The organism is Erythrobacter sp. S57(2025), from assembly GCF_057365055.1.
Map to the genome: position 1 here is coordinate 1,553,241 of NZ_CP200299.1, position 19,666 is coordinate 1,572,906.

Here is a 19,666-nt window from a genome sequence, read left to right on the forward strand (position 1 = left end):
CTCGCAGCACATGAATTGAATAGACGCACAGGACTGGACGCCCGCCTCTTGCGTGCATAGATGCCCGAACATGCGCGTCCCCTTTGTTAAAATGCACGGACTTGGCAACGACTTCATCGTGCTCGATGCACGTGAAGAGGTGCTGCCCGCCATCAACAGCAGTATAGCGCGTGCATTGAGCGATAGGCGCGAGGGTATTGGGTGTGATCAACTTATCCTGCTTGAGCCCAGCGATACTCAAAGCTTCCGCATGCGCATTTTCAATTCTGATGGGTCAGAGGTTGAAGCATGCGGTAACGCCTCACGCGCGGTCGCTTTGCTGCATGGCAAATCAGCGGAAGTCGAAACAGCAGGCGGCGCTATTACATTGAAGCCAGCAAAAGGCGGCGCGAGCGTTGATATGGGTGTGCCTCGTTTTGACTGGGATCAGATCCCTCTCGCCTATGCGATGGACACGCACAATATGCCGGTTGGCTGGGGAGAGCTTGAGAACCCGATCACCGTAAATGTTGGAAATCCTCATGTCGTCTTCTTTGTCGAAGATGCGGAAAGTGTCGACCTTGCGGCAATTGGCCCTTCGATCGAACGCGATCCGCTTTTCCAGCAGGGTATCAACGTCAATGTCGCCAGCCTAATTGGCCCTGATCATCTACGCCTCAACGTTTGGGAGCGCGGTGCTGGCCTCACGCGCGCTTGCGGCACCGGGGCATGCGCTACAGCTGTTGCCGCGATGAAGCGTGGGCTAACCGGACGACGTGTAACAGTCACCCTGCCCGGCGGGGATTTAATCATTGACTGGCGCGAGGACAATTCAATCTTGATGACCGGCCCCGCGACTGAAGCCTATCGCGGATCCTTTGAATGGGACGACTTTGCGTGAACAAGCCTGACGTCTCCCCAGAAGTCATATCGCTTGGTTGCCGCCTCAACATCGCTGAGAGCGAGCGGATGAAGGGCATGCTTGCAGATGCGGGCGATGTGGTCGTGGTAAACTCCTGTGCTGTCACTTCAGAAGCCGTGCGACAAACCCGCCAAGCCATCCGTAAGGCCCGCCGTGCGCGCCCCGATGCTCGCCTGATTGTGACCGGCTGCGCTGCAGACATTGAACGCGATCAATTATCGGACATGCCGGAAGTCGATGGTCTAGTCGCCAATTCGGCAAAACTTGATCCGCGCGCTTGGAATGTACCGGTGCCCGAAGCGCCGCCGCCGCCAACCCGTACTAGAGCATTTATCGCTGTGCAGAACGGCTGCGATCACGCCTGCACTTTTTGTGTCATTCCTCAAGGACGCGGTATCAGCCGGTCCATGACGATCGCTGAGGTTTTGCGCGAAGTTGAGCATCACTTGGGTCAAGGTGCTCGCGAAGTGGTTCTGACCGGTGTTGACGTCACGTCCTGGGGCCACGATCTGCCTGACACGCCGCCGCTTGGAAGCTTGGTTGAAGCGGTCTTGAGTACATTCCCAGACCTCCCACGCCTTCGCATGTCCTCGCTTGATGGGATTGAGATTGATCCGCTGCTATTTGAGATGTTTGCCAGCGAAGAACGATTGATGCCGCACCTGCATTTATCGCTTCAGCATGGGCACGATCTGATCCTGAAGCGAATGAAACGCCGGCACTTGCGCAGTGATGCGGTTGAGCTGGTGCAAAGACTTAAAGCACGTCGGCCTGAGATCGCGATTGGCGCGGATCTGATCGCAGGGTTTCCAACGGAGACGCACGAGCACCATCAGGCGAACCTCTCGATCATCGAAGAACTCGATATCGTGCATGGTCACATCTTTCCCTATTCGCCCCGCCCCGGCACGCCCGCCGCGCGCATGCCGCAGCTGGATCGCAGCTTGATCAAGGTGCGAGCGGCCGAACTGCGTCAATCCGTTGCCACTCGGCGCGCCGCTTGGCTCAACAGCTTTGTGGGCGAAACACTGGCCGTCCTCGCCGAACGTGACGGGACCGGCTATGCGCCCTCCTACGCGCGGGTACGACTGCCCGAAGGCGCACAAGTGGGACAGATAATCGAGTCCGTTCCAAGCGCCATAGAAGAAGGTCTGTTAGTATGAGCCAGAGCTGGACGGAGCGCCTTCTTGGCGGCTTTCGTAAGACCTCTGAACGGCTGGGATCAAACCTGACCGGTGTTGCCGCTCGCCTGGATGAGGCAACTTTGGACGATGTCGAGGATGCTCTCATTGTCTCAGACCTTGGCCCGGCCGCTGCGGCACGCATCCGCGAGAAGCTTAAAGAAAAAAGCTTTGGGCTGGAGATTACTGAGGCTGAACTGAAGCAGGCAGTGGCCGATGAGATCGCCGAAATCCTTCGCCCAGTGGCAAAGCCGCTTGAAATTACTGCCTTTCCCCGCCCCCAAGTTATCCTTGTCATCGGCGTAAATGGGTCGGGCAAAACGACTACGATTGCCAAGCTTGCGCATCTCTTCACCGAGGATGACTATGGCGTGTTGCTCGCCGCCGGAGACACTTTCCGTGCGGCCGCCATTGGCCAGTTGGCGACTTGGGCAGAGCGCGCTGGCGTGGACATTGTGCGCGGTCCAGAGGGCGGCGATCCTGCTTCCATCGTATTTGACGCGGTCAAACAGGCCACTGATACTGGGATTGACGCCTTGGTCGTCGACACGGCAGGTCGGCTTCAAAACAAAACCGAACTGATGGAGGAGCTCGCGAAAATCCGCCGCGTCCTCGGAAAGCTCAACGAAGAAGCGCCGCATGATGTTGTGCTGGTATTGGATGCAACCAATGGCCAAAACGCCCTTTCGCAGATTGACGTGTTCCAAGAAGTTGCAGGTGTCACCGGTCTAATCATGACCAAGCTCGATGGTACTGCGCGTGGCGGTGTGCTGGTCGCAGCGGCGGAACAATACGGCTTGCCGATCCATGCGATTGGCGTGGGTGAGAAAATGGAAGATTTACGCCCGTTTGACCCAGATCTGGTCGCGCGCGTGATTGCAGGAGTTGCCTGATGGCCGATGAAGCTCAAACGGAGCAAACCAAGAAGCCCAAATCAGGCTGGCTCAATGTACTGATCGATTACGGCCCCTTGCTCGTCTTTTTGGGCATCTACCGTTGGAATGCGCCAGCTGAGCCTGACGCAGCGGGTGAGATACTCGCGATTATCTATGGCACAGGGGCGTTCATGGTCGCCGCAGTGATTGCGCTGTTTTCGAGCCGTATGCTGCTAGGCAAGATTTCGCCGATGCTATGGTTCTCTACGGCACTGATCGTAGGCTTTGGCGCACTCACAATTTTCTTTGGCGATCCCGTCTTTGTACAACTGAAGCCCACTATCATCTATGCCGGGATGGGAGCCGCCCTCTTGGTCGGATACTTCTTGGGCCGCGCGCTTCTTCAAATCCTTCTTGAGGCCGCCTTTGAAGGCGTGGACGAAGCTGGCTGGCTCAAACTATCGCGCAATTGGGGCGTATTCTTCCTCGCCCTTGCTGGCCTGAACGAAGTGCTGCGTTCTCAGATGACATTCGAAAGCTGGCTTTGGGCGAAATTCTGGGTGTTTATGCCACTCAGCTTCATCTTCACATTCAGCCAAATTCCTATGCTGCTAAAGCACGGCTTGGATGTTGGATTGGACGATGACGATGCAGCAGACGAAAGCTCATCCAGCTAAGCGATCGCTAAATCTCCACCTGACTGCCAAGCTCAACAACGCGGTTCGTGGGTAGCTTAAAGAAGTCCATCGCGCTGGCTGAGTTCATTAGCATCCAGGCGAATATCTTCTCTCGCCATATCGGCATTGCAGGGTTCTCAGACGGCAGCAGTGTTTGCCGCGATAAGAAGAAGCTGGTGTGCATCATGTCAAACTCACCCCCGCATCGCTCCATGTGCTTCAGTCCCACCGGGACGTCGGTCTCTTCCATAAAGCCATAATGCAGCACCGCGCGGAAAAAGCCGTCGCCCATGTCCTTAAACTCGCAGCGCATATCCGGATTGACATAGGGCACATCGGCAATGTCGATGGTGAGGATCACCACCCGCTCGTGCAGCACTTTGTTGTGCTTGATGTTGTGCAGCAAGGCCGAGGGCACACCTGAGGCCGAGCTGGCCATGAAGATCGCCGTGCCCGGAACCCGCAAGGCAGAATTCTTCGCAGACTTGGCGAATATCTCCATTGGCAAAGCATGCTCGCTCATGCGTTCGCGCATTAGCTTGCGTCCGCGCGCCCAAGTGGTGAGCAGCAGGAAGGCGACGAAGCCGACCGCCAGTGGGAACCAGCCACCTTCAGGCACTTTGGTCAGATTGGCCGCGAAATAGGCTCCGTCGATGACCAAGAATAGCAATACAACCGGCGCCGCATACCACCATTTCCACTTCCACACGCCGACGAGCAACACAGCCATCAACAGCGTGTCGATTGTCACAGCACCGGTAACAGCGATCCCATAAGCGTTGGCAAGGTTTGATGAGTTCTGGAAGGTGAGGACAAGTATGATAACCGCCACCAGCAGCGCCCAGTTCACGGCCGGAATATAGATCTGCCCGCCCTCGGTCTCTGACGTATGGCGGATCTTCAAGCGAGGGATATACCCCATCTGGATCGCTTGACTGGTGATAGAGAACGCGCCTGAAATAACAGCCTGACTGGCGATAAAGGTGGCAATCGTGGCCAAGAATACCAGCGGCAAGCGCCATTCTTCAGATGCAAGGAAGAAGAACGGATTTTGGATGGCTTTAGCCGCTTGTTCAGGCGGCAGACCGATCACCATCGCACCCTGTCCGAAATAGTTGAGGAGCAGGCATGGCATCACGAAGCCGAACCAACTCAGCCGCATCGGACCGCGACCGAAGTGCCCCATATCGCTGTAGAGTGCCTCTGAACCGGTAACCGCGAGCACAACAGTGCCCAGCGCCAGAAAGGCAAACCAACCATCAAGGATAAAGAAGTTCACAGCGTGATGCGGCGACAGTGCCCACAGAATGTCGGGTGTCTGGACGATTTGCCAAGCGCCAAGTGCTGCAATGACCGTAAAATAGACGATCATCACGGGAGCAAACAGCGCCCCCACCTTGGCTGTCCCGCGCTTTTGGATCACGAACAGGAATACGAGCAGCCCCAACGCAATGGGTATCACGTAACGCTGCAATCCCGGGTCAACGACGGTTAGCCCTTCAACCGCTGACAAGACCGAAATGGCCGGGGTGATCATGCTGTCGCCATAGAACAGTGATGTCGCAAAAACGCCCAGCAGGACCGCAATCCAACCATATTTTGACTTTGATAGACTGCGACTGATCAATGCGACAAGCGCGAGCGAACCGCCCTGCCCTTTATTGTCTGCGCGCATGAGGATGGTGACATATTGGATCGCAACAACCAGCGTCATCGACCAGAAAATCAGGCTTACGACGCCGAGCACATGTGCGGGATCGAGTTGTACGCCCGCACGTCCGACAAAGGTCTCACGAAACGCGTAAAGCGGGCTGGTGCCGATATCGCCAAAGACGACCCCGATCGCGCCCACAGCCAGGGCGGATTTGGAGGCGCTATGGCTCTTACCACCTTCTGGCGGTTGGTGAGCGGGAGCCGATGCTGCAGTTTCGCTCATAGCTGGCGATTATCCCGAGTGGCCGGGCATCATAGCCCATCCAAGGTCGCGCGCCCTAGCACTGCCCCTCTTCCCCTGCAACAGGGCGACTCGAGGACGCTTTGACAGTGTCTATTGCTGCAACATGGGTGCATTGGCGATCATTTGGTCAAGCCGCGCAACTTCGCTCTCAAGACCGGGCCGCCATGGGGCGTCTTCAGGCGATCGATCTAGCAGGCTCGCCCAAGTATCGCGCGCGGCAATCACTTGGCCCGTTTGAAGCAATGACACGCCCATGAAATAGTCCGCACCGGGGTTCTGCGGGTCGATGGCCCGCGCTTTGCTGTAAGCGTAAGCTGCCGCCGGGGTCATAAAGCCATCGGCATGGCCAGTCAGCGCCATGCCGAGCGCCAGCCACCCTTCGAGATGATTGGGATTGTCGTTCAATCCCTTTCTCAAAAGGCTTGCCGCCTCATCGAACCTGCCACGGCGCGCATAACCATCTGATAAAAGCAGATAGTCAGGTTTTGGATTGCTCGCGTCAAATAGCTGACTGCGCGCCTCGACCATATCCTCGCCTGATTGCTGGCTGCTTGCACTGTCTGGTTCTCTTGGCGCGCCAGGGAGTTCAGGCGAGCCCTGCCAAGCATATCCAACCAATCCGAACAGCAGCACAGCGCCAAATACCGCAAAGCCCTGTTTGGGCAGCTTGAGCATGAAAGCAGCAATTGCGAAACTCACCAAAGCGAGTGAGAGGACAGCGAGCCAGCCAGCCATCAATCACCGCCCCTTTTGTCGGAACGGCGTCTACCAAGGCGACTAAATAACACACCGCCCACAATCAAAAGAAGCAGAACAGGGATCGCAAATAGGGGCCATGTGGTCGAGGAGACCGTCGGATCGTAACTCACATAATCGCCATAACGCTGCGTCAGCCAGTTGCGGATTTCATCGGGGCTTTCGCCTGCTAGCAAGCGTGAACGCACCTGGTGGCGCATGTCGCCCGCCATTGGGGCATCGCTGTCATTGATGCTTTGCGACTGACACTTCAGGCAGCGCAGTGTCTCCATCAGCGCTGTCGCCTCAGCTTCCAAAGCAGGGTCTTCGAGCTGCGTATAGGCGTAGGGTGCAGGCGGCATACTTTGCTGAGCAGCGACCGGTGCAGCCGTCACAACGAGCAAAGCAAGCAGAAGTCGGATCATTGAGCCTGCTCCAATTGTTCAAGCAGCAACGGCACCGTTTCCGCGCGAATATCACCAATATGCTGATACCGAATATTGCCCTGCGCATCGATCACATAAGTCTCTGGAACACCGGAAGCGCCGATTTCGAGCATTAGCTCCGAAATGTCGTCTGATCCTATGCGCGTGTAGGGATTGCCGTAGCGTCCAAGGAAATCCGCTACTTTTTCAGGTCGATCGCGGATCGCAATGCCGATGATCTCAACGCCTTCCTCTCTCAACCGCTCGAGATGCGGGGCCTCTGCGATACAAGGCAGGCACCAGCTCGCCCAGATATTGAGAAGCCTAGGCTTACCGCCGACGAAGTCAGCCTTGGATGCACCGGGCATTCCATCCAGCGCGGGCGCGAGCTCAAAATCGGGCAAAGGCTGCTCGATCATTTGCGATGGCACATTTTGCTGCTTGGGCTGGGTCAGTTGATAGCCAGCCAGGCCCGCAAAAAAGAGGAAAAGGGCCAAGGGAATAAAATAGGCAGCGCGCATTATTCAGCAGGCTCCGGCACGGACTGGCCCGCAAGCTCATCCAACTCAGCGCGGCGAACCTTACCCTTTGCAACCGCATTGCGACGTTTCAGATCGACACGCACGCGGCCAAAGATCGAAAGCAGCCCACCAAACGCAATTAAGAGACCACCATACCAAATGAAGGTCACAAACGGCTTCCACCATACGCGGACTTGCCAGCGTTCGCGTCCGTTAGCGTCAAGACCAGCGCTATCGCCGACAACCACGTAAAGCTGCCCGTCCCAGCGTGTAATCAGTTCGCTTTCGCTGGTGGGTTGAGGCGGAGACCAGAAATTGCGCGCTTGCGGGCCAATGATGGTTGGTTCTTCATCGCCGCGCGCCGCCGCTATGCGGGCTTCGATAGCTGTCCAGTTGGGGCCTGCCACCGGATCAACGCTCTTCAATTCGATGTTCCAGCCAGCGACCTCTTCTGTGTCACCGGGAGCCATAGCCGCGAGCTTTTCGGAGGTGAATGCGCTTTCGCTCGCCATTCCAAACAAGGCAACCGCTACGCCAAAGTGAGCCATCACCATGCCCCAAGTCGCTGTTGGCACGCGCCGGATATTGCGGCCTCGAAGCGGGAGGAAACTGGCGATGCCCAGCGCAATTGAAAGCGCTAATCCCAGCAGTGGCAGAATGCTGTAATCGCCAAAAATTGCGACCAAGGCCACGATTGCAATCGCGATTGCTGCGAGCAAAGAAAGCTCAAACTGAATTCGCTTGGGTTTGTCCTCCTTCCAACGCAGCAATGGCCCCACTGCCATCACGACAAACATTGGAATCGCAAAAATCGCGCCCGCAGGATTGAAGTACGGAGGACCGACACTCACGCGCACATCGAACGCTTCAGTCAGCAGCGGATAGAGCGTTCCGAGCAGCACAATCGCGAGGATCGCCGACAGCATCACATTATTGAAAACAAGCGCGCCCTCGCGGCTCGTCACCGTAAAGCGCTTACCTTCTGAGATATGCCCTGCCCGCAAAGCAAAGATCACCAGCGCCCCGCCAATATACAGGCCAAGCAGCGCAAGAATAAAACTCCCGCGTTCAGGATCGACGGCGAAGGCATGGACACTTGTCAGCACGCCCGAGCGCACGAGGAACGTGCCTAGCATAGACATCGAGAATGCAAGCACGCCCAGCATGATCGTCCACGTTCGCAACGCATCACGCGCCGCCAGAACGCTTACCGAATGCAGCAAAGCGGTCGCTGCCAACCATGGCATAAGCGAGGCGTTTTCAACCGGGTCCCAGAACCACCAGCCTCCCCAGCCAAGCTCATAGTAAGCCCAGTATGATCCAGCAGTTATGCCAAAGGTCAGGAACACCCATGCACCCAAAACCCATGGGCGCATGACCTTGGCAAAATCCGGTGTGACCTGTTTCGTCAGCAAAGCGCCCATGCACAGGCTGAACGCAATCGATAGTCCGACATAGCCGACATACAGTGTAGGCGGGTGGATCGCGAGGCCGATATCTTGCAGCAGCGGGTTGAGGCCAGAGCCTTCGGGCGGTGCAACTGGCATTCGCTCAAACGGGTTCGAAGAAAGGATGAGAAAGGCGTAGAAACCCAGCGCCACGAAACCCTGCACCATCAAGGTCGCGCTCATTGTTTTTTCAGGTAAGCGTCGCTCAAGCCCGGCAAGCAACCCTCCAGACAAAGCCAACACCGCCACCCAAAGCAGCATAGAGCCTTCATGATTGCCCCATGTGCCAGTGAGTTTGTAGATAAACGGTTTGGCTGAATGTGAGTTCGTGGCGACCAGCTTGATCGACAAGTCGGTTACCGCAAAAGCATAGAGCAGCAAGAAGAACGCAAGCGTTGCAAGGAAAGCCTGAACCACAGCCGCAGGCCGCGCATAAATGGCGTTTTGTCCAAGGGCTCCATCGCGCAGACCCAGCCCGCCCGCCACCATCTGTAAGACGCTGAGTGCAGCTGACAGCCACAATGCGGCAAGACCAAGTTCAGCGATCATAGTGCTAGCCCGCCTACCCTATTCCAGTCCGGCTACGGTTTCGGCGTAGTCTTTGTTGCCATCATGGCCCTCGAGCCCTTCAAGCTCTTTGGGAACATAATTCTCATCATGCTTGGCCAGCAAGTTTGTCGCGAGGAATGTGCCATCAGCTTGCAAACTGCCCTCAGCAACCACTCCAGAATTCTCCACGAAGAGATCGGGGAGGATACCGCTATACGTCACCGGAATACTGCTCGCCTCATTCCCCGTTACGATGAAGTTGACGGTGATCCCATCGGCCTGCGTTTCGATGGACCCGGTTTGGACCATTCCACCCAGTCGCACGGGCTGCCCCACTGCGGGTGGCTCGGCTGCCATTTCTTCGGGCAAGTAAAAGTAGTTTGCCTGGTTGCGCAAAGCCCATGCTGCAATGAGCCCGGCTGCGACAATGGCAATCAGGGCAAGCACCACCAATGTCATGCGTTGGTGTTTGGCTTTCATTTTCGCTTCAACTCCTCACGCCGCTTTTCCGCGCGGCGCATTGAATAGTAACTCCAAGCGATCAGCAGCGCGAGCGCAATCAGACCAACTGCATAAGAACCAATCACAAAGGGCCAAGGGTCCAGTGCTTCCCGCATTACGCGGTCTCCATCTTAGGGTTAGCGGCGACGGGCGCTTCGTCATCCAGCGCGCGGCGGCGCAAGCGCGCGTCAACCTGTTGTTCCGCAATAAGCGCGCGCATCCGCATCAGGACAATGCCCCCGAACAGAAGCGAAAATCCGAGAACCGAGGCGAGCAACGGCCAAAGAAATTCTGGATCAATCGCACTTTTGCCAGCTGTCAGACTGGGAGGCTGATGGAGTGAATTCCACCACACAACGCTGCGATTGATGATCGGCACATTGATCGCGCCGACTAGGCCAAAGATCGCTGCGATTTTGAAAGATCCGCCCTCACGCGCAGTGGCATTTGATAGCGCGATGAAGCCGCCGTAAAGAAACAGCAGCACCAGCATCGAGGTAAGCCGCCCATCCCACTCCCACCAGGTGCCCCAAGTCGGGCGCCCCCAGATGGAGCCGGTGGCGAGGCACACGGCGCAAAACACCATTCCTACAGGCGCAATTGCACGAGCGGAAATGCCAGCCAATGGGTGCTTCCAGATCAGCAAAGCTGCGCTCGAAATGGCAATTCCGGTCCAGCCTCCCATACCCAGCCAAGCGGCAGGAACATGGATGAAGAGGATGCGGACAGTTTCACCCATCAGCCGATCAGGTGAAACGACGAACAAACCCCAAGCCAGCGACGCCGCAACCATGACTAGGCCGCTCCAAAAAAGAAGCGGCGTCAGCCATCTGGCGAGCGACAAGAAGCGCTTAGGATTGGCGTAAATATGCACTCTTCAAACCCCTTGCTCTCTCATAGTGCTCCATGCGCGGCCCGCAAGAGCGCAAAAGATGCAAGTTGCTAAATCACAGCCTGCGGCAAACGCTTATTCGCCGCTTTAGAAATAAAATCAGGTGCGACCGATAAGTTCCTGAGCCATGCGATCAGCGACCACATCGGGGGAAGTCGCATTGGCCTCGCTCGTCTGCCAAATCTGGCTGAGACGACCGGGAATTTGTTCAATGCGGGCGTTCACTTCACCCACGCTAGCACTGCGTCCTTCGACCCGCGCAAGGTATTCGGCAGAGACGGAGATTATTCCGCCCGCGTTGATCACATAATCAGGGGCGTAAAGGATGCCGCGATCAAACAAGGCTGCGCCATGATGCGCACGGGCCAGCTGATTGTTCGCGCCACCTGCGACAATCTTGGCGTTGAGGTTCGCGATACTCTCTTCATCAAGAATTGCGCCCAAGGCGTTGGGACTGAGCACATCGCATTCAGTGGTCAGGATTGCCTCGGGTGCGACCACTTCAGCGCCAAGTTCCTGAGCCAAACCTTTCACACCATCTGCATGAATATCGGCAAGAGTGAGTTTTGCGCCGTCCTTTGCAAGCAACCGAGCAACGCCGCCGCCTACACTTCCGGTGCCTTGCACTGCCACGTGAACGCCGTCCATGCTGTCCGTGCCCAATTTGTGCTGCACGGCAGCCTTGATGCCCAGATAAATACCATAAGACGTGAAAGGCCCTGGATCCCCTCCCGCGCTTCCCTCTCCGTTGACGGGCAAGCCAGAGACATGGGCCGTGCGCTGCGACACCGCCACCATATCAGCTTCGCTGATGCCAACATCTTCTGCTGTGACATAGCGCCCGCCCAGCCCTTCAACGGCGTCACCAAAGGCGGCGAGCATTTCGGGAGTTTTGGTCCGTGCTTCGTCTGCAAGGATTACAGCCTTGCCACCACCCATCGGCAGACCAGCCATCGCATTCTTGTAGCTCATACCGCGTGACAGGCGCAGCGCATCGCGCAGGCCGTCTTTCGGATTGGGGTAATGCCAAAAACGCGTACCGCCAGCGCCTGGGCCAAGATGCGAGGAATGAACCGCAATAATCGCCGTCAGACCAGAATTGCGATCGCGCACGACATGCACCATCTCGTGGTCGTCAAAATCAGGTTCGGTCCAGAAAGCTGTCATTCACACGCGCCTTTTTGCCCATGCGCAGATGACCTGACGGGAGCCCCCATGTCAGCCGGGGTAAAATCGGGAAAATGGGGCGATCGAGGGGTCTCGAACCCCCGACCTCCGGTACCACAAACCGGCGCTCTAACCAACTGAGCTACGATCGCCACATGCCCCGCCCCAGCAAGATTGTCTGGCGTCCATAAGGGACAACAAACAACCCGCGCCAAGTCCGCGCAAGAGCATCGCCATAGGCGGCTCTTAGCCATGGTCAAGTGCGCCACAGGCGGGAGCGCGCCTGTTGCACAATGCACACCCAAAGGGAAGGGAAAACTGCCCTAAATCATCACATGCGCAAGAATATTTCGCGCACTCCCTGGCACTTGTCTCACCCTCCGCTGCATTTACACTCACCAATCATGCAAATCGCATCTGATTCTGTTGTTCGAAACATTTCGCAGCGCAGCGGCTTGCAGCGCGTGCCGCACCCAAAAATTGAGCTGTTTCAACTAAAAGGTTTTGTCGGGCCAGAACTGCGCGCACAGTTGATTGAGATGATCGAACGGGATCGCCGGCCATCCACCATCGCTGATCCTAATGGCGATGACTATTTTCGCACGAGCGAGACCTGCGACCTCGACCCGCAGAACGATGCCGTGAAGGAATTGGAGCGCCTGTTTTTTGAGTTCAACGGTATCGAGCCTACCTTTGGCGAACCTTGCCAGGGGCAACGCTATGATGTCGGCCAAGAGTTCAAAGCGCATACTGACTATTTCACACCTGGGGGTGCGGACTACGAAAAGTTCTGCGCAGACAGTGGCCAACGCACCTGGACTTTTATGATTTACCTCAACTCAGTGGAGGCTGGTGGTGCAACCCGCTTCAAGACAATCAAAAAGTCATTCCAACCTGAACCAGGCAAGCTGCTATGCTGGAATAATGCGCGACCAGACGGGTCCATGAACCCCAATACCTTGCACCATGGCATGGTCGTGCGAAGAGGCATGAAATATGTCATCACGAAATGGTATCGCGAACGTCCTTGGCCTTGGTAAGCGCCAACAAAGCGCAAAGCTTGCGAACTAAAAACATCAATTAAAACGTGTTATTACACTAAAAAGTGTCAGTCAATCGTGACGGGTCGCGGAACACACTGCCACCTATGTGGTTTCACTTAGCGCGAAGCAGCTACTTTCCGGCTCTTGTGGGACAAAATCTATGACAAATCAGAATATATGCGGTGACGTGGTCGAGGTCTGCTCTTCGACACAGCATCAATTCAGCAAACGGCGTTGTGACTGCATCGAAATACGGGCGGGATATGGTGTTATTGGCGACGCCCATGCCGGCGAAACCGTCCAGCACCTCAGCCGCGTGGCAGTTGATCCCAATCAACCCAATCTGCGTCAGGTCCATCTGATCTCTGTAGAGTTGCTTGAGGAGCTCGACCGCAAGGGCTTTGAAGTCAATCCATGCGAGCTTGGCGAAAATATCACCACTCGCGGGATCGACTTGATAGAGCTTTCACGCGACACCATTTTGCGCATCGGAGACGATACGGTTCTAAGTGTAATGGGGCTGCGCAATCCTTGTGTGCAGGTCGAAAAGTTCGCTCCCGGCCTTCTGAATGAATTGGCGCAAAAGGAAGATGGGAAAGTGAAACGTAAGGCTGGAATTATGTGCGTCGCTCTTTCCAGTGGAACGGTAAAACCAGGTGACACGATCGCCGTGTTTCATCCCGAAGGTCCGCATATTCCCTTGGAACGTGTTTAAAAGTCAGGGGTTTACCCGTGCGCAGCGGTGAGGTTAAAGCCCACTGCTCCGACCAATATCAAAGCGATGAAGAAGAACTGCAAAGCGCCCAAAGGCTCATCAAATGCGAAGATGCCAATTAGGCTGGCAGCGACGATCCCGACACCTGACCAGATGGCATAAACAACGCCAACCGGCAGTACTTTCATCGCAGGGGCCAAAGCCCAGAAACACGCTGAGTAGCAAGCAATTGAGGCAACGCCCCACTGCCATTTCTCAAAGCCGTGAGAGAGTTTGAGAAAGAATGTGCCCGCGACTTCGAGCGCGATAGCGATTGCCAAATATATCCAAGCGTTCATCACGGCAATCTAGCGCAACAATCCGACAGCCTAAAAGAAAAAGGCAGCCTAAAGAAAAAGGCGGCCCGATTGGACCGCCTCGTTCTTGCGAGTTACACTCGCCTATCTGCCTGAAAGCGCTTACTTCTTGAGAGTAAGACCGCCAAAACGCTTGTTGAACGCAGCCACACGGCCACCTTCTTGAAGTTGCTGACGACCGCCGGTCCATGCTGGGTGGCTGGTTGGGTCAATGTCGAGCGAAAGTGTTTCGCCCTCTTTGCCCCAAGTCGAGCGCGTTTGAAATTCGGTACCATCGGTCATTTTGACCGTGATCATGTGGTATTCTGGGTGCCCTTCGGCTTTCATCGTCTTGGTCCTTTTCGAGCATACGCCCGGTTCCGACCGGGCTTGCTATGGAATGGAAGAATTGAGAAGCGGAGCGCCTAAGCGTGTTTGACACAAATGGCAAGCCTTTTGCTCACTTGGAAGGTGGGTCCGCAATCATCGCTGTGAATTCAACTTCGCATGAAGTTTTGCCCTCAACGCTGGCCTTGCCTTTAAACTTGTAGACGCGGCTGCGTTTTTGCAGAAATTCCACTTCAAGATCGAGCAAACAGCCCGGTGTCACTTGCGCTCTGAACTTGGCGTTTTCGATCCCCATAAAGATCACGAGTTTGCCTGTACCGGCCAATTCAAGTGTTTCGATGCCAAGCACAGCTGCCGCTTGCGCCAAAGCTTCAATCTGAAGCACGCCGGGCATGATTGGCGCGCCGGGGAAGTGTCCTTGGAAGAACTCTTCATTCATGCTCACCGCTTTCACGGCGTGAATGCGCTCACCCAGGTGAATGGTCTTGACCCGGTCGACCAACAACAGCGGATAACGGTGCGGCAGGGCTTCGAGCACCTTATGGATGTCGTAATCCACGATAGGCTCTGAAGTGTTTTCAGTTTCGCTCATGCCCTGCCCCTCGTTTGCTGACTTAACGCCCGCTTGGCGCCGGCGCAGCAGGTTGCTGCTGTTGTTGCGCTGCTTGCTGCTGCTGGATCAATTGTGCGGTAAGCAGGGTCTGCTGGATCTCTTGGAAGATTTGCGCAGACTGACGCTGTGGGCGCCAATCAGCAGGCGGAACGATCTGAACCGAAGGGACACGGGTATTAAGAGCCGTTGTGATAAGCGGCGTAATATCCGAACCTTGGGCTGCAAACTGCACCGTTTCAGGCTGCATGACCATTACGATCTGCTGCTGCGTGGTTACGTCGGTCAGCGCGTTCGCATACTGCGCCAAAATCTGTTCGACGGCATAAATCCGCGCGGCATTTACCTGATTGGTGATCGCAGCAACTTCGCCTTCCAAAGTCTGGATTTGTGCGAAACTTGCCGATTGTTGCACAGCAGGAAGCTCTGATTCGTCGAGCTGGCCATTACCGTTTGTATCAAATGGCTGAAGCAGTTGAGCGAGCTGTTGCTGCTTCGTCGTGCGCTGTTCGATTTGCGCTGTATATGTCGTGCCGATCTGATTGTAAGCGGTTTGCAATGCTGACGAACCGATAATCGCACGGCTCACATCAGCAGTCGCAACGCGGCCTTCGACCTGAGCGGCAGCGGGAGCTGTGACAGCCAGCGCGCTCAAAGCAATGCCAGCAGGGGCGATGAGTTTGATAAGGGTTTTCATTAGAATTGTGTTCCTACGTTGAACGTGAATGTCTTGTCGTCATCGCCCTCGATCTTGCGGATTGTTTGAGCGAAGTCGATGCGGAACGGGCCGAAGGGCGAGTTCCAGTTTACGCCGATACCGGCGGTGATACGCGGACTTGGCGAATCGCCGAGGAAAACCTCGCGGATCGCGCTGCCCGAACGAATTAGACGAGTATTTGGAGTGACGCCGTCCATTGCCAGCGGATCCGTCGTCAGCTGACCATCGTCAGCACTGAGGAACAGCGGCGCGCCATTGGCATCAACTTGCGGAATGCCGGTTGGGTTGTCCTGGAGAACAGGCGTATCGACACCCCAGAGCGAGCCAACATCCAAGAAGATCGAAGGACGCAGACCCAATTCGCGTGCACCAGTTCCAAGGGGAATCTCAAGCTCAGCGCGGCCAAGATAGTAGTTGCGACCACCCAGAGAGTCATCACGGATCGAGTTACGGTCCGTGATGAGCGTAGGGTTGCCATCATCATCAAGAACGTTGTTGTTGAACCCGTCGAGAATATAAGGTTGCGTCAAAATACGCGGGCCGACACCGCGAATGTCAAAGCCGCGGAATTGTGGCTCACCCAAGAAGAAGCGGTCAGTAAGCAGAACGTCATCAGCGCCCACCCGCTCGCTCAATGGAATGACGGTGCCGCCTTCCAATGCAAGCGAGAAGATAAAGCCTGAATTCGCAACATTCCAGAATTGCTGCGCCCGACCACGGAAACGCAAATACCTGACATCGCCGCCAAGCCCGGCCCATTCTGTGCTAAGCGAAATACTACGGCCGCGCGTTGGGCGCAGGCGTGAATTTAGCGAGTTGAAATTGAGGCTAAGACCAAGGATCGAGCTCAATCGATCACCCACCGCATCACACAGGAAGCGGCCAGCCAGCAATGGATCACATTCTACAGTGCCATCGCCATCTAAGTCAGAGAAGAACAGGCTCCGATCAAGGCTAACCTCATCAAAGTTCAGCGTGTAGCTGCCGACAAGCGACATAAACTCTGTCAGCGGCACACCAACGCGGTACTGAACACCGGTGGTTGCTTGTTCGAACGTGTTATTGCGATTGCTGCCGAAACGGTTGAAGCTGTTAAAATCGCGGCGATAAAGGTCTGCGCCCGCTGAGATATTGCGGTCGAAGACATAAGGTTCCGTGAAGCTGATCTGCGCTGAACGCGAGAACTGCGAATAGTTCAGGCTAAGTCCAATTGTCTGCCCGCGCCCGCGGAAGTTCCGCTGACGGATAGAACCCGCAAGGATGAATTGCTCGATCGAAGAAAAACCAGCGGAGAATTGCAATTCACCCGTGGGCTGCTCTTCGACGTTCGCTTCGAGCACGATCCGGTCAGGCGCAGAGCCTTCGACCTGAGTGACCTCGAAATTCTCTTGGAAGTAGCCGAGCGAGTTAATCCGAGCCGTCGTACGCTGCACGCCCAAAGAGTTAAACGCATCACCCTCCGACACACGGAATTCGCGGCGCACCACCTTGTCCTGTGTCAGCGTGTTGCCGTTCACATCGACGCGTTCGACATAAGTACGCGGGGCCTGACGCAGGATGAAAGTCAGATCCATCGTCAGATCGTCAGGGTTGCGGTTAAAACGCGGCTGCACTTCAGCGAATGCATAACCAAACCTGCCAGCAAGCTCGGTCAATTGCTCAACAGTATCCTCGACCGTCTGCGCGTTGTAGAAATCGCCCGACTGCATGACCAAGCCAGCTTGCAAAGAGTCGCTGTCAAAGTCGCGCAACTGGCTGTCCACCACGACATCGCCGAATGAATAGCGCTCACCCTCTTCCACCACATAGGTGATGATGAAGTCGCGCTGGTCAGGCGTTAGCTCAGCAACGGCAGAGACGACGCGGAAGTCCGCATAGCCCTCAGTCAGGTAGAACTGACGCAGCTTTTGTTGGTCAAATGCCAGGCGATCAGGATCGTAGCTGGTGTTGGAGCTGAAGAAGCGGAAGAAGCGCGATTGCTTCGTCACCATCTCGCTGCGCAATTCGCCGTCAGAGAACACTTCGTTGCCGATGATGTTGATCTGGCGAACCTGAGACTTTGGCCCTTCGCTGATTTCAAAAACCACATCGACGCGGTTTTGCGGCAGCTGCACCATTTTCGGCTCAACCGTCGCGGCAAAGCGGCCTTGGCGTTTGTAAAGCTCGATAATGCGGGACACATCGGCGCGCACTTTTGAGCGCGTGAAAATCTGACGCGGCGACAGGCGAATTTCAGGCAGGATCTTATCCGCATCCAGCCGATCATTGCCCTCAAGCACAATGCGGTTGATCACCGGGTTTTCAGTGACCGTGATGACCACATTGCCCGCATCATTGCGGATCGAGAAGTTTGAGAACAGCTCGGTTGCGCCCAAATCCTTGAGCGCTTCGTCAGCCGCTGCCGAAGTGTATTCCTGGCCCACGCGAAGGCGGATATACGATAGGATTGTGGTCGGCTCGAGCCGTTCCGCGCCCGTCACGCTGATCGTGCGGATCGTGTTGGATACAGGCGCTGGTGCTGGCTCAGCAGTTGGCTGCGCTGGAGAAGTGCCAGTGGTGGCAGTCTCATCTTGAGCAAACGCTGCGCCGGGCATGCCTGCCAGCATGGTTGCGCTGGTCAGCGCGATGGCAAGCCGCTTTGTGCCGTTGTTCGTGGCGACAGGCGCGCTGCCTGTTTCAATGCTTCGGTTCATGAAAATATGTATTCCCGTCCAAACCCGTATTTGACGCGCCTGCCCCGGACGCAAGGTAAAGCGGACATCGCCTTACCAACCCTAACTCATCTTTTTGCCTCTGCCTCATGCGAGTGTCGCAATCAAGCTGGCAAGTGGGACAAAGCATTCTCGTCCCGTTCTTTCCCCGGCAAACTGCCCTCCCCACGGGGCCTGCTGCATATGAAATCTCTGACTTCTCTAGCCAGCCTCAGCTTTAGCCGAACAACGGCTTCCAAATCACATCCGTCACATCATTCGTGATGACGACCGCCATAAAGCCAAGCACGAGGAAAATACCCGCCCGGTATGCCCACTCTGTCGCACGCGGTCCGACGGGTTTCCGACGAACTGCTTCAACAGCGTAGAAAGCAAGGTGCCCGCCATCCAAGGCTGGGATTGGCAGGATGTTAATGAATGCCAAATTAAGCGAGATGAGCGCGGTGAAATTCACGAAGGCAAGAAAGCCAAGGCTGAGCTGCTCACCAGAGAATTTCGCGATTTTCAAAGGACCACCGAGCTCTTTGATCGAACGCTGACCGGTCACGATCTGCTTGATGCCTGTCACCATCATCTTGGTGATGTCCCAGCATTTTCCAACCGCCAGTGGAACGGCTTCGAATGCGGAGACCTCCTCAAAGACATATCGCCCACCATCAGGGCCCACGCCAATGCGACCGAGAACACTCAGATTGCCGAAGCGGTCTTCCTCTTCAACACGAGCTGTAGTGAGGGGAATATCTAGATCATTTCCATCACGCTCAACCGTGAAGACCATGTCAGTCGACGGATAGAGCATCACGCGCTGTTGGATGTCTTCAAAGCTTTCGACGGCCTCGCCATCGATCGCAGTGATGGTGTCGCCGACCTGCATTCCCGCTTCGCGCGCAACCGATTCCTCAGCGAATACGCCAACCATACGCGGGTCTTCAGCGGCTTCGATTTTCGGATTGCCCAGGATCGCAAAGAAGGCGGCAAATATGGCAATCGCGACCACAAGATTGGTGACCGGTCCCGCTGCCACGATAAGCGCGCGCTTCCACAATGCGGCGCTTTGGAAGTTTCCATCATTCGCGCTCGTTTCAAAAGGCGCATCTGGATTTGGGATGCTCGCAGGGTTCATATCCCCTTGAAACTGGACATATCCGCCAAGAGGTATCCACGACAGCTTCCAGCGCGTTCCTTGCTTATCAGTCCAGCCGGCAACCTCTTTGCCAAAGCCAATCGAAAACGCTTCAGCCTTCACCCCAAACCAGCGCCCGACAAGATAGTGGCCAAGCTCATGCACGGTGACCAAGGATCCCAGCACCAGCGGAAATCCGAGGAGGTACATCCAAAAGGGAGGCGAATCGAACAA

The 19,666-nt window shown here is 55.9% G+C and carries 21 protein-coding genes and 1 tRNA gene; 6 read left to right on the plus strand and 16 right to left on the minus strand.

Annotated elements, in window-relative coordinates:
- Window positions 1-70: 70 nt before the first annotated feature.
- The 4 genes from dapF to AC0V6N_RS07465 are packed head-to-tail and all read left to right on the plus strand — an operon-like array spanning window position 71 to window position 3,634.
- On the plus strand, window positions 71-880 hold the full coding sequence (dapF, locus tag AC0V6N_RS07450) for a diaminopimelate epimerase (protein ID WP_486170946.1): 810 nt from the start codon (window positions 71-73) through the stop codon (window positions 878-880).
- On the plus strand, window positions 877-2,064 hold the full coding sequence (locus AC0V6N_RS07455) for a MiaB/RimO family radical SAM methylthiotransferase (protein WP_486170947.1): 1,188 nt from the start codon (window positions 877-879) through the stop codon (window positions 2,062-2,064). Before dapF ends, AC0V6N_RS07455 begins: the two co-directional genes overlap by 4 nt.
- On the plus strand, window positions 2,061-2,975 hold the full coding sequence (ftsY, locus tag AC0V6N_RS07460) for a signal recognition particle-docking protein FtsY (protein ID WP_486170948.1): 915 nt from the start codon (window positions 2,061-2,063) through the stop codon (window positions 2,973-2,975). The genes AC0V6N_RS07455 and ftsY overlap by 4 nt, the downstream gene beginning before the upstream one ends.
- Entirely contained in the window at window positions 2,975-3,634 is a 660-nt protein-coding gene (locus AC0V6N_RS07465) for an inner membrane-spanning protein YciB (RefSeq protein ID WP_486170949.1), read from the plus strand. Before ftsY ends, AC0V6N_RS07465 begins: the two co-directional genes overlap by 1 nt.
- Window positions 3,635-3,641: 7 nt before the next feature.
- Here the strand turns inward: AC0V6N_RS07465 and AC0V6N_RS07470 are convergent, their stop codons facing one another.
- From AC0V6N_RS07470 to AC0V6N_RS07515, 10 genes are all read right to left on the minus strand, one after another.
- Window positions 3,642-5,570 carry a potassium transporter Kup gene (locus tag AC0V6N_RS07470; RefSeq protein WP_486170950.1) on the minus strand — a complete coding sequence of 643 codons (1,929 nt, stop codon included), beginning with the start codon at window positions 5,568-5,570 and terminating at the stop codon, window positions 3,642-3,644.
- Window positions 5,571-5,681: 111 nt separating this feature from the next.
- Entirely contained in the window at window positions 5,682-6,326 is a 645-nt protein-coding gene (locus tag AC0V6N_RS07475) for a tetratricopeptide repeat protein (RefSeq protein ID WP_486170951.1), read from the minus strand.
- Entirely contained in the window at window positions 6,326-6,751 is a 426-nt protein-coding gene (locus AC0V6N_RS07480; RefSeq protein WP_486170952.1) for a cytochrome c-type biogenesis protein, read from the minus strand. The genes AC0V6N_RS07475 and AC0V6N_RS07480 overlap by 1 nt, the downstream gene beginning before the upstream one ends.
- The gene (locus AC0V6N_RS07485) at window positions 6,748-7,272 is read right to left on the minus strand and encodes a DsbE family thiol:disulfide interchange protein (RefSeq protein ID WP_486170953.1); all 525 of its coding nucleotides are present in this window, start codon (window positions 7,270-7,272) and stop codon (window positions 6,748-6,750) included. Before AC0V6N_RS07485 ends, AC0V6N_RS07480 begins: the two co-directional genes overlap by 4 nt.
- On the minus strand, window positions 7,272-9,269 hold the full coding sequence (locus AC0V6N_RS07490) for a heme lyase CcmF/NrfE family subunit (protein WP_486170954.1): 1,998 nt from the start codon (window positions 9,267-9,269) through the stop codon (window positions 7,272-7,274). Before AC0V6N_RS07490 ends, AC0V6N_RS07485 begins: the two co-directional genes overlap by 1 nt.
- 18 nt (window positions 9,270-9,287) lie before the next feature.
- A complete protein-coding gene (ccmE, locus tag AC0V6N_RS07495) occupies window positions 9,288-9,749 on the minus strand; it encodes a cytochrome c maturation protein CcmE (protein WP_486170955.1) in 462 nt (153 codons plus the stop codon).
- Window positions 9,746-9,886, minus strand: a complete 141-nt coding sequence (ccmD, locus tag AC0V6N_RS07500) for a heme exporter protein CcmD (RefSeq protein ID WP_486170956.1) — start codon at window positions 9,884-9,886, stop codon at window positions 9,746-9,748. The genes ccmE and ccmD overlap by 4 nt, the downstream gene beginning before the upstream one ends.
- Window positions 9,886-10,644, minus strand: coding sequence for a heme ABC transporter permease CcmC (gene ccmC / locus AC0V6N_RS07505; protein ID WP_486170957.1), 759 nt, complete (start codon window positions 10,642-10,644; stop codon window positions 9,886-9,888). Before ccmC ends, ccmD begins: the two co-directional genes overlap by 1 nt.
- A 117-nt stretch (window positions 10,645-10,761) precedes the next feature.
- On the minus strand, window positions 10,762-11,829 hold the full coding sequence (locus AC0V6N_RS07510) for a Leu/Phe/Val dehydrogenase (RefSeq protein ID WP_486170958.1): 1,068 nt from the start codon (window positions 11,827-11,829) through the stop codon (window positions 10,762-10,764).
- Between the two features lie 75 nt (window positions 11,830-11,904).
- Window positions 11,905-11,981, minus strand: a tRNA-His gene (locus tag AC0V6N_RS07515).
- A gap of 252 nt (window positions 11,982-12,233) precedes the next feature.
- On the opposite strand from AC0V6N_RS07515, the gene AC0V6N_RS07520 reads away from it, so the two are divergent.
- Together AC0V6N_RS07520 and AC0V6N_RS07525 are read left to right on the plus strand one after the other, a co-directional pair.
- Window positions 12,234-12,869 (plus strand): prolyl hydroxylase family protein, encoded by a 636-nt coding sequence (locus AC0V6N_RS07520; protein ID WP_486172444.1) that lies wholly within the window; start codon window positions 12,234-12,236, stop codon window positions 12,867-12,869.
- 163 nt (window positions 12,870-13,032) lie between these two features.
- A complete protein-coding gene (locus AC0V6N_RS07525; protein WP_486170959.1) occupies window positions 13,033-13,587 on the plus strand; it encodes an MOSC domain-containing protein in 555 nt (184 codons plus the stop codon).
- Between the two features lie 11 nt (window positions 13,588-13,598).
- On the opposite strand, the gene AC0V6N_RS07530 is transcribed toward AC0V6N_RS07525, so the two are convergent.
- From AC0V6N_RS07530 to rseP, 6 genes are all read right to left on the minus strand, one after another.
- Window positions 13,599-13,925, minus strand: coding sequence for a DMT family transporter (locus AC0V6N_RS07530; protein ID WP_486170960.1), 327 nt, complete (start codon window positions 13,923-13,925; stop codon window positions 13,599-13,601).
- A 120-nt stretch (window positions 13,926-14,045) separates the two neighbouring features.
- Window positions 14,046-14,270: a 50S ribosomal protein L31 gene (rpmE, locus tag AC0V6N_RS07535; protein WP_486170961.1), complete on the minus strand. Its 225-nt coding sequence runs from the start codon at window positions 14,268-14,270 to the stop codon at window positions 14,046-14,048.
- A gap of 112 nt (window positions 14,271-14,382) precedes the next feature.
- Window positions 14,383-14,862 (minus strand): 3-hydroxyacyl-ACP dehydratase FabZ, encoded by a 480-nt coding sequence (fabZ, locus tag AC0V6N_RS07540; RefSeq protein WP_486170962.1) that lies wholly within the window; start codon window positions 14,860-14,862, stop codon window positions 14,383-14,385.
- 22 nt (window positions 14,863-14,884) lie between these two features.
- Entirely contained in the window at window positions 14,885-15,577 is a 693-nt protein-coding gene (locus AC0V6N_RS07545; RefSeq protein ID WP_486170963.1) for an OmpH family outer membrane protein, read from the minus strand.
- A complete protein-coding gene (gene bamA / locus AC0V6N_RS07550; protein WP_486170964.1) occupies window positions 15,577-18,291 on the minus strand; it encodes an outer membrane protein assembly factor BamA in 2,715 nt (904 codons plus the stop codon). The genes AC0V6N_RS07545 and bamA overlap by 1 nt, the downstream gene beginning before the upstream one ends.
- A gap of 235 nt (window positions 18,292-18,526) precedes the next feature.
- Window positions 18,527-19,666 (minus strand): RIP metalloprotease RseP, encoded by a 1,140-nt coding sequence (rseP, locus tag AC0V6N_RS07555; protein ID WP_486170965.1) that lies wholly within the window; start codon window positions 19,664-19,666, stop codon window positions 18,527-18,529.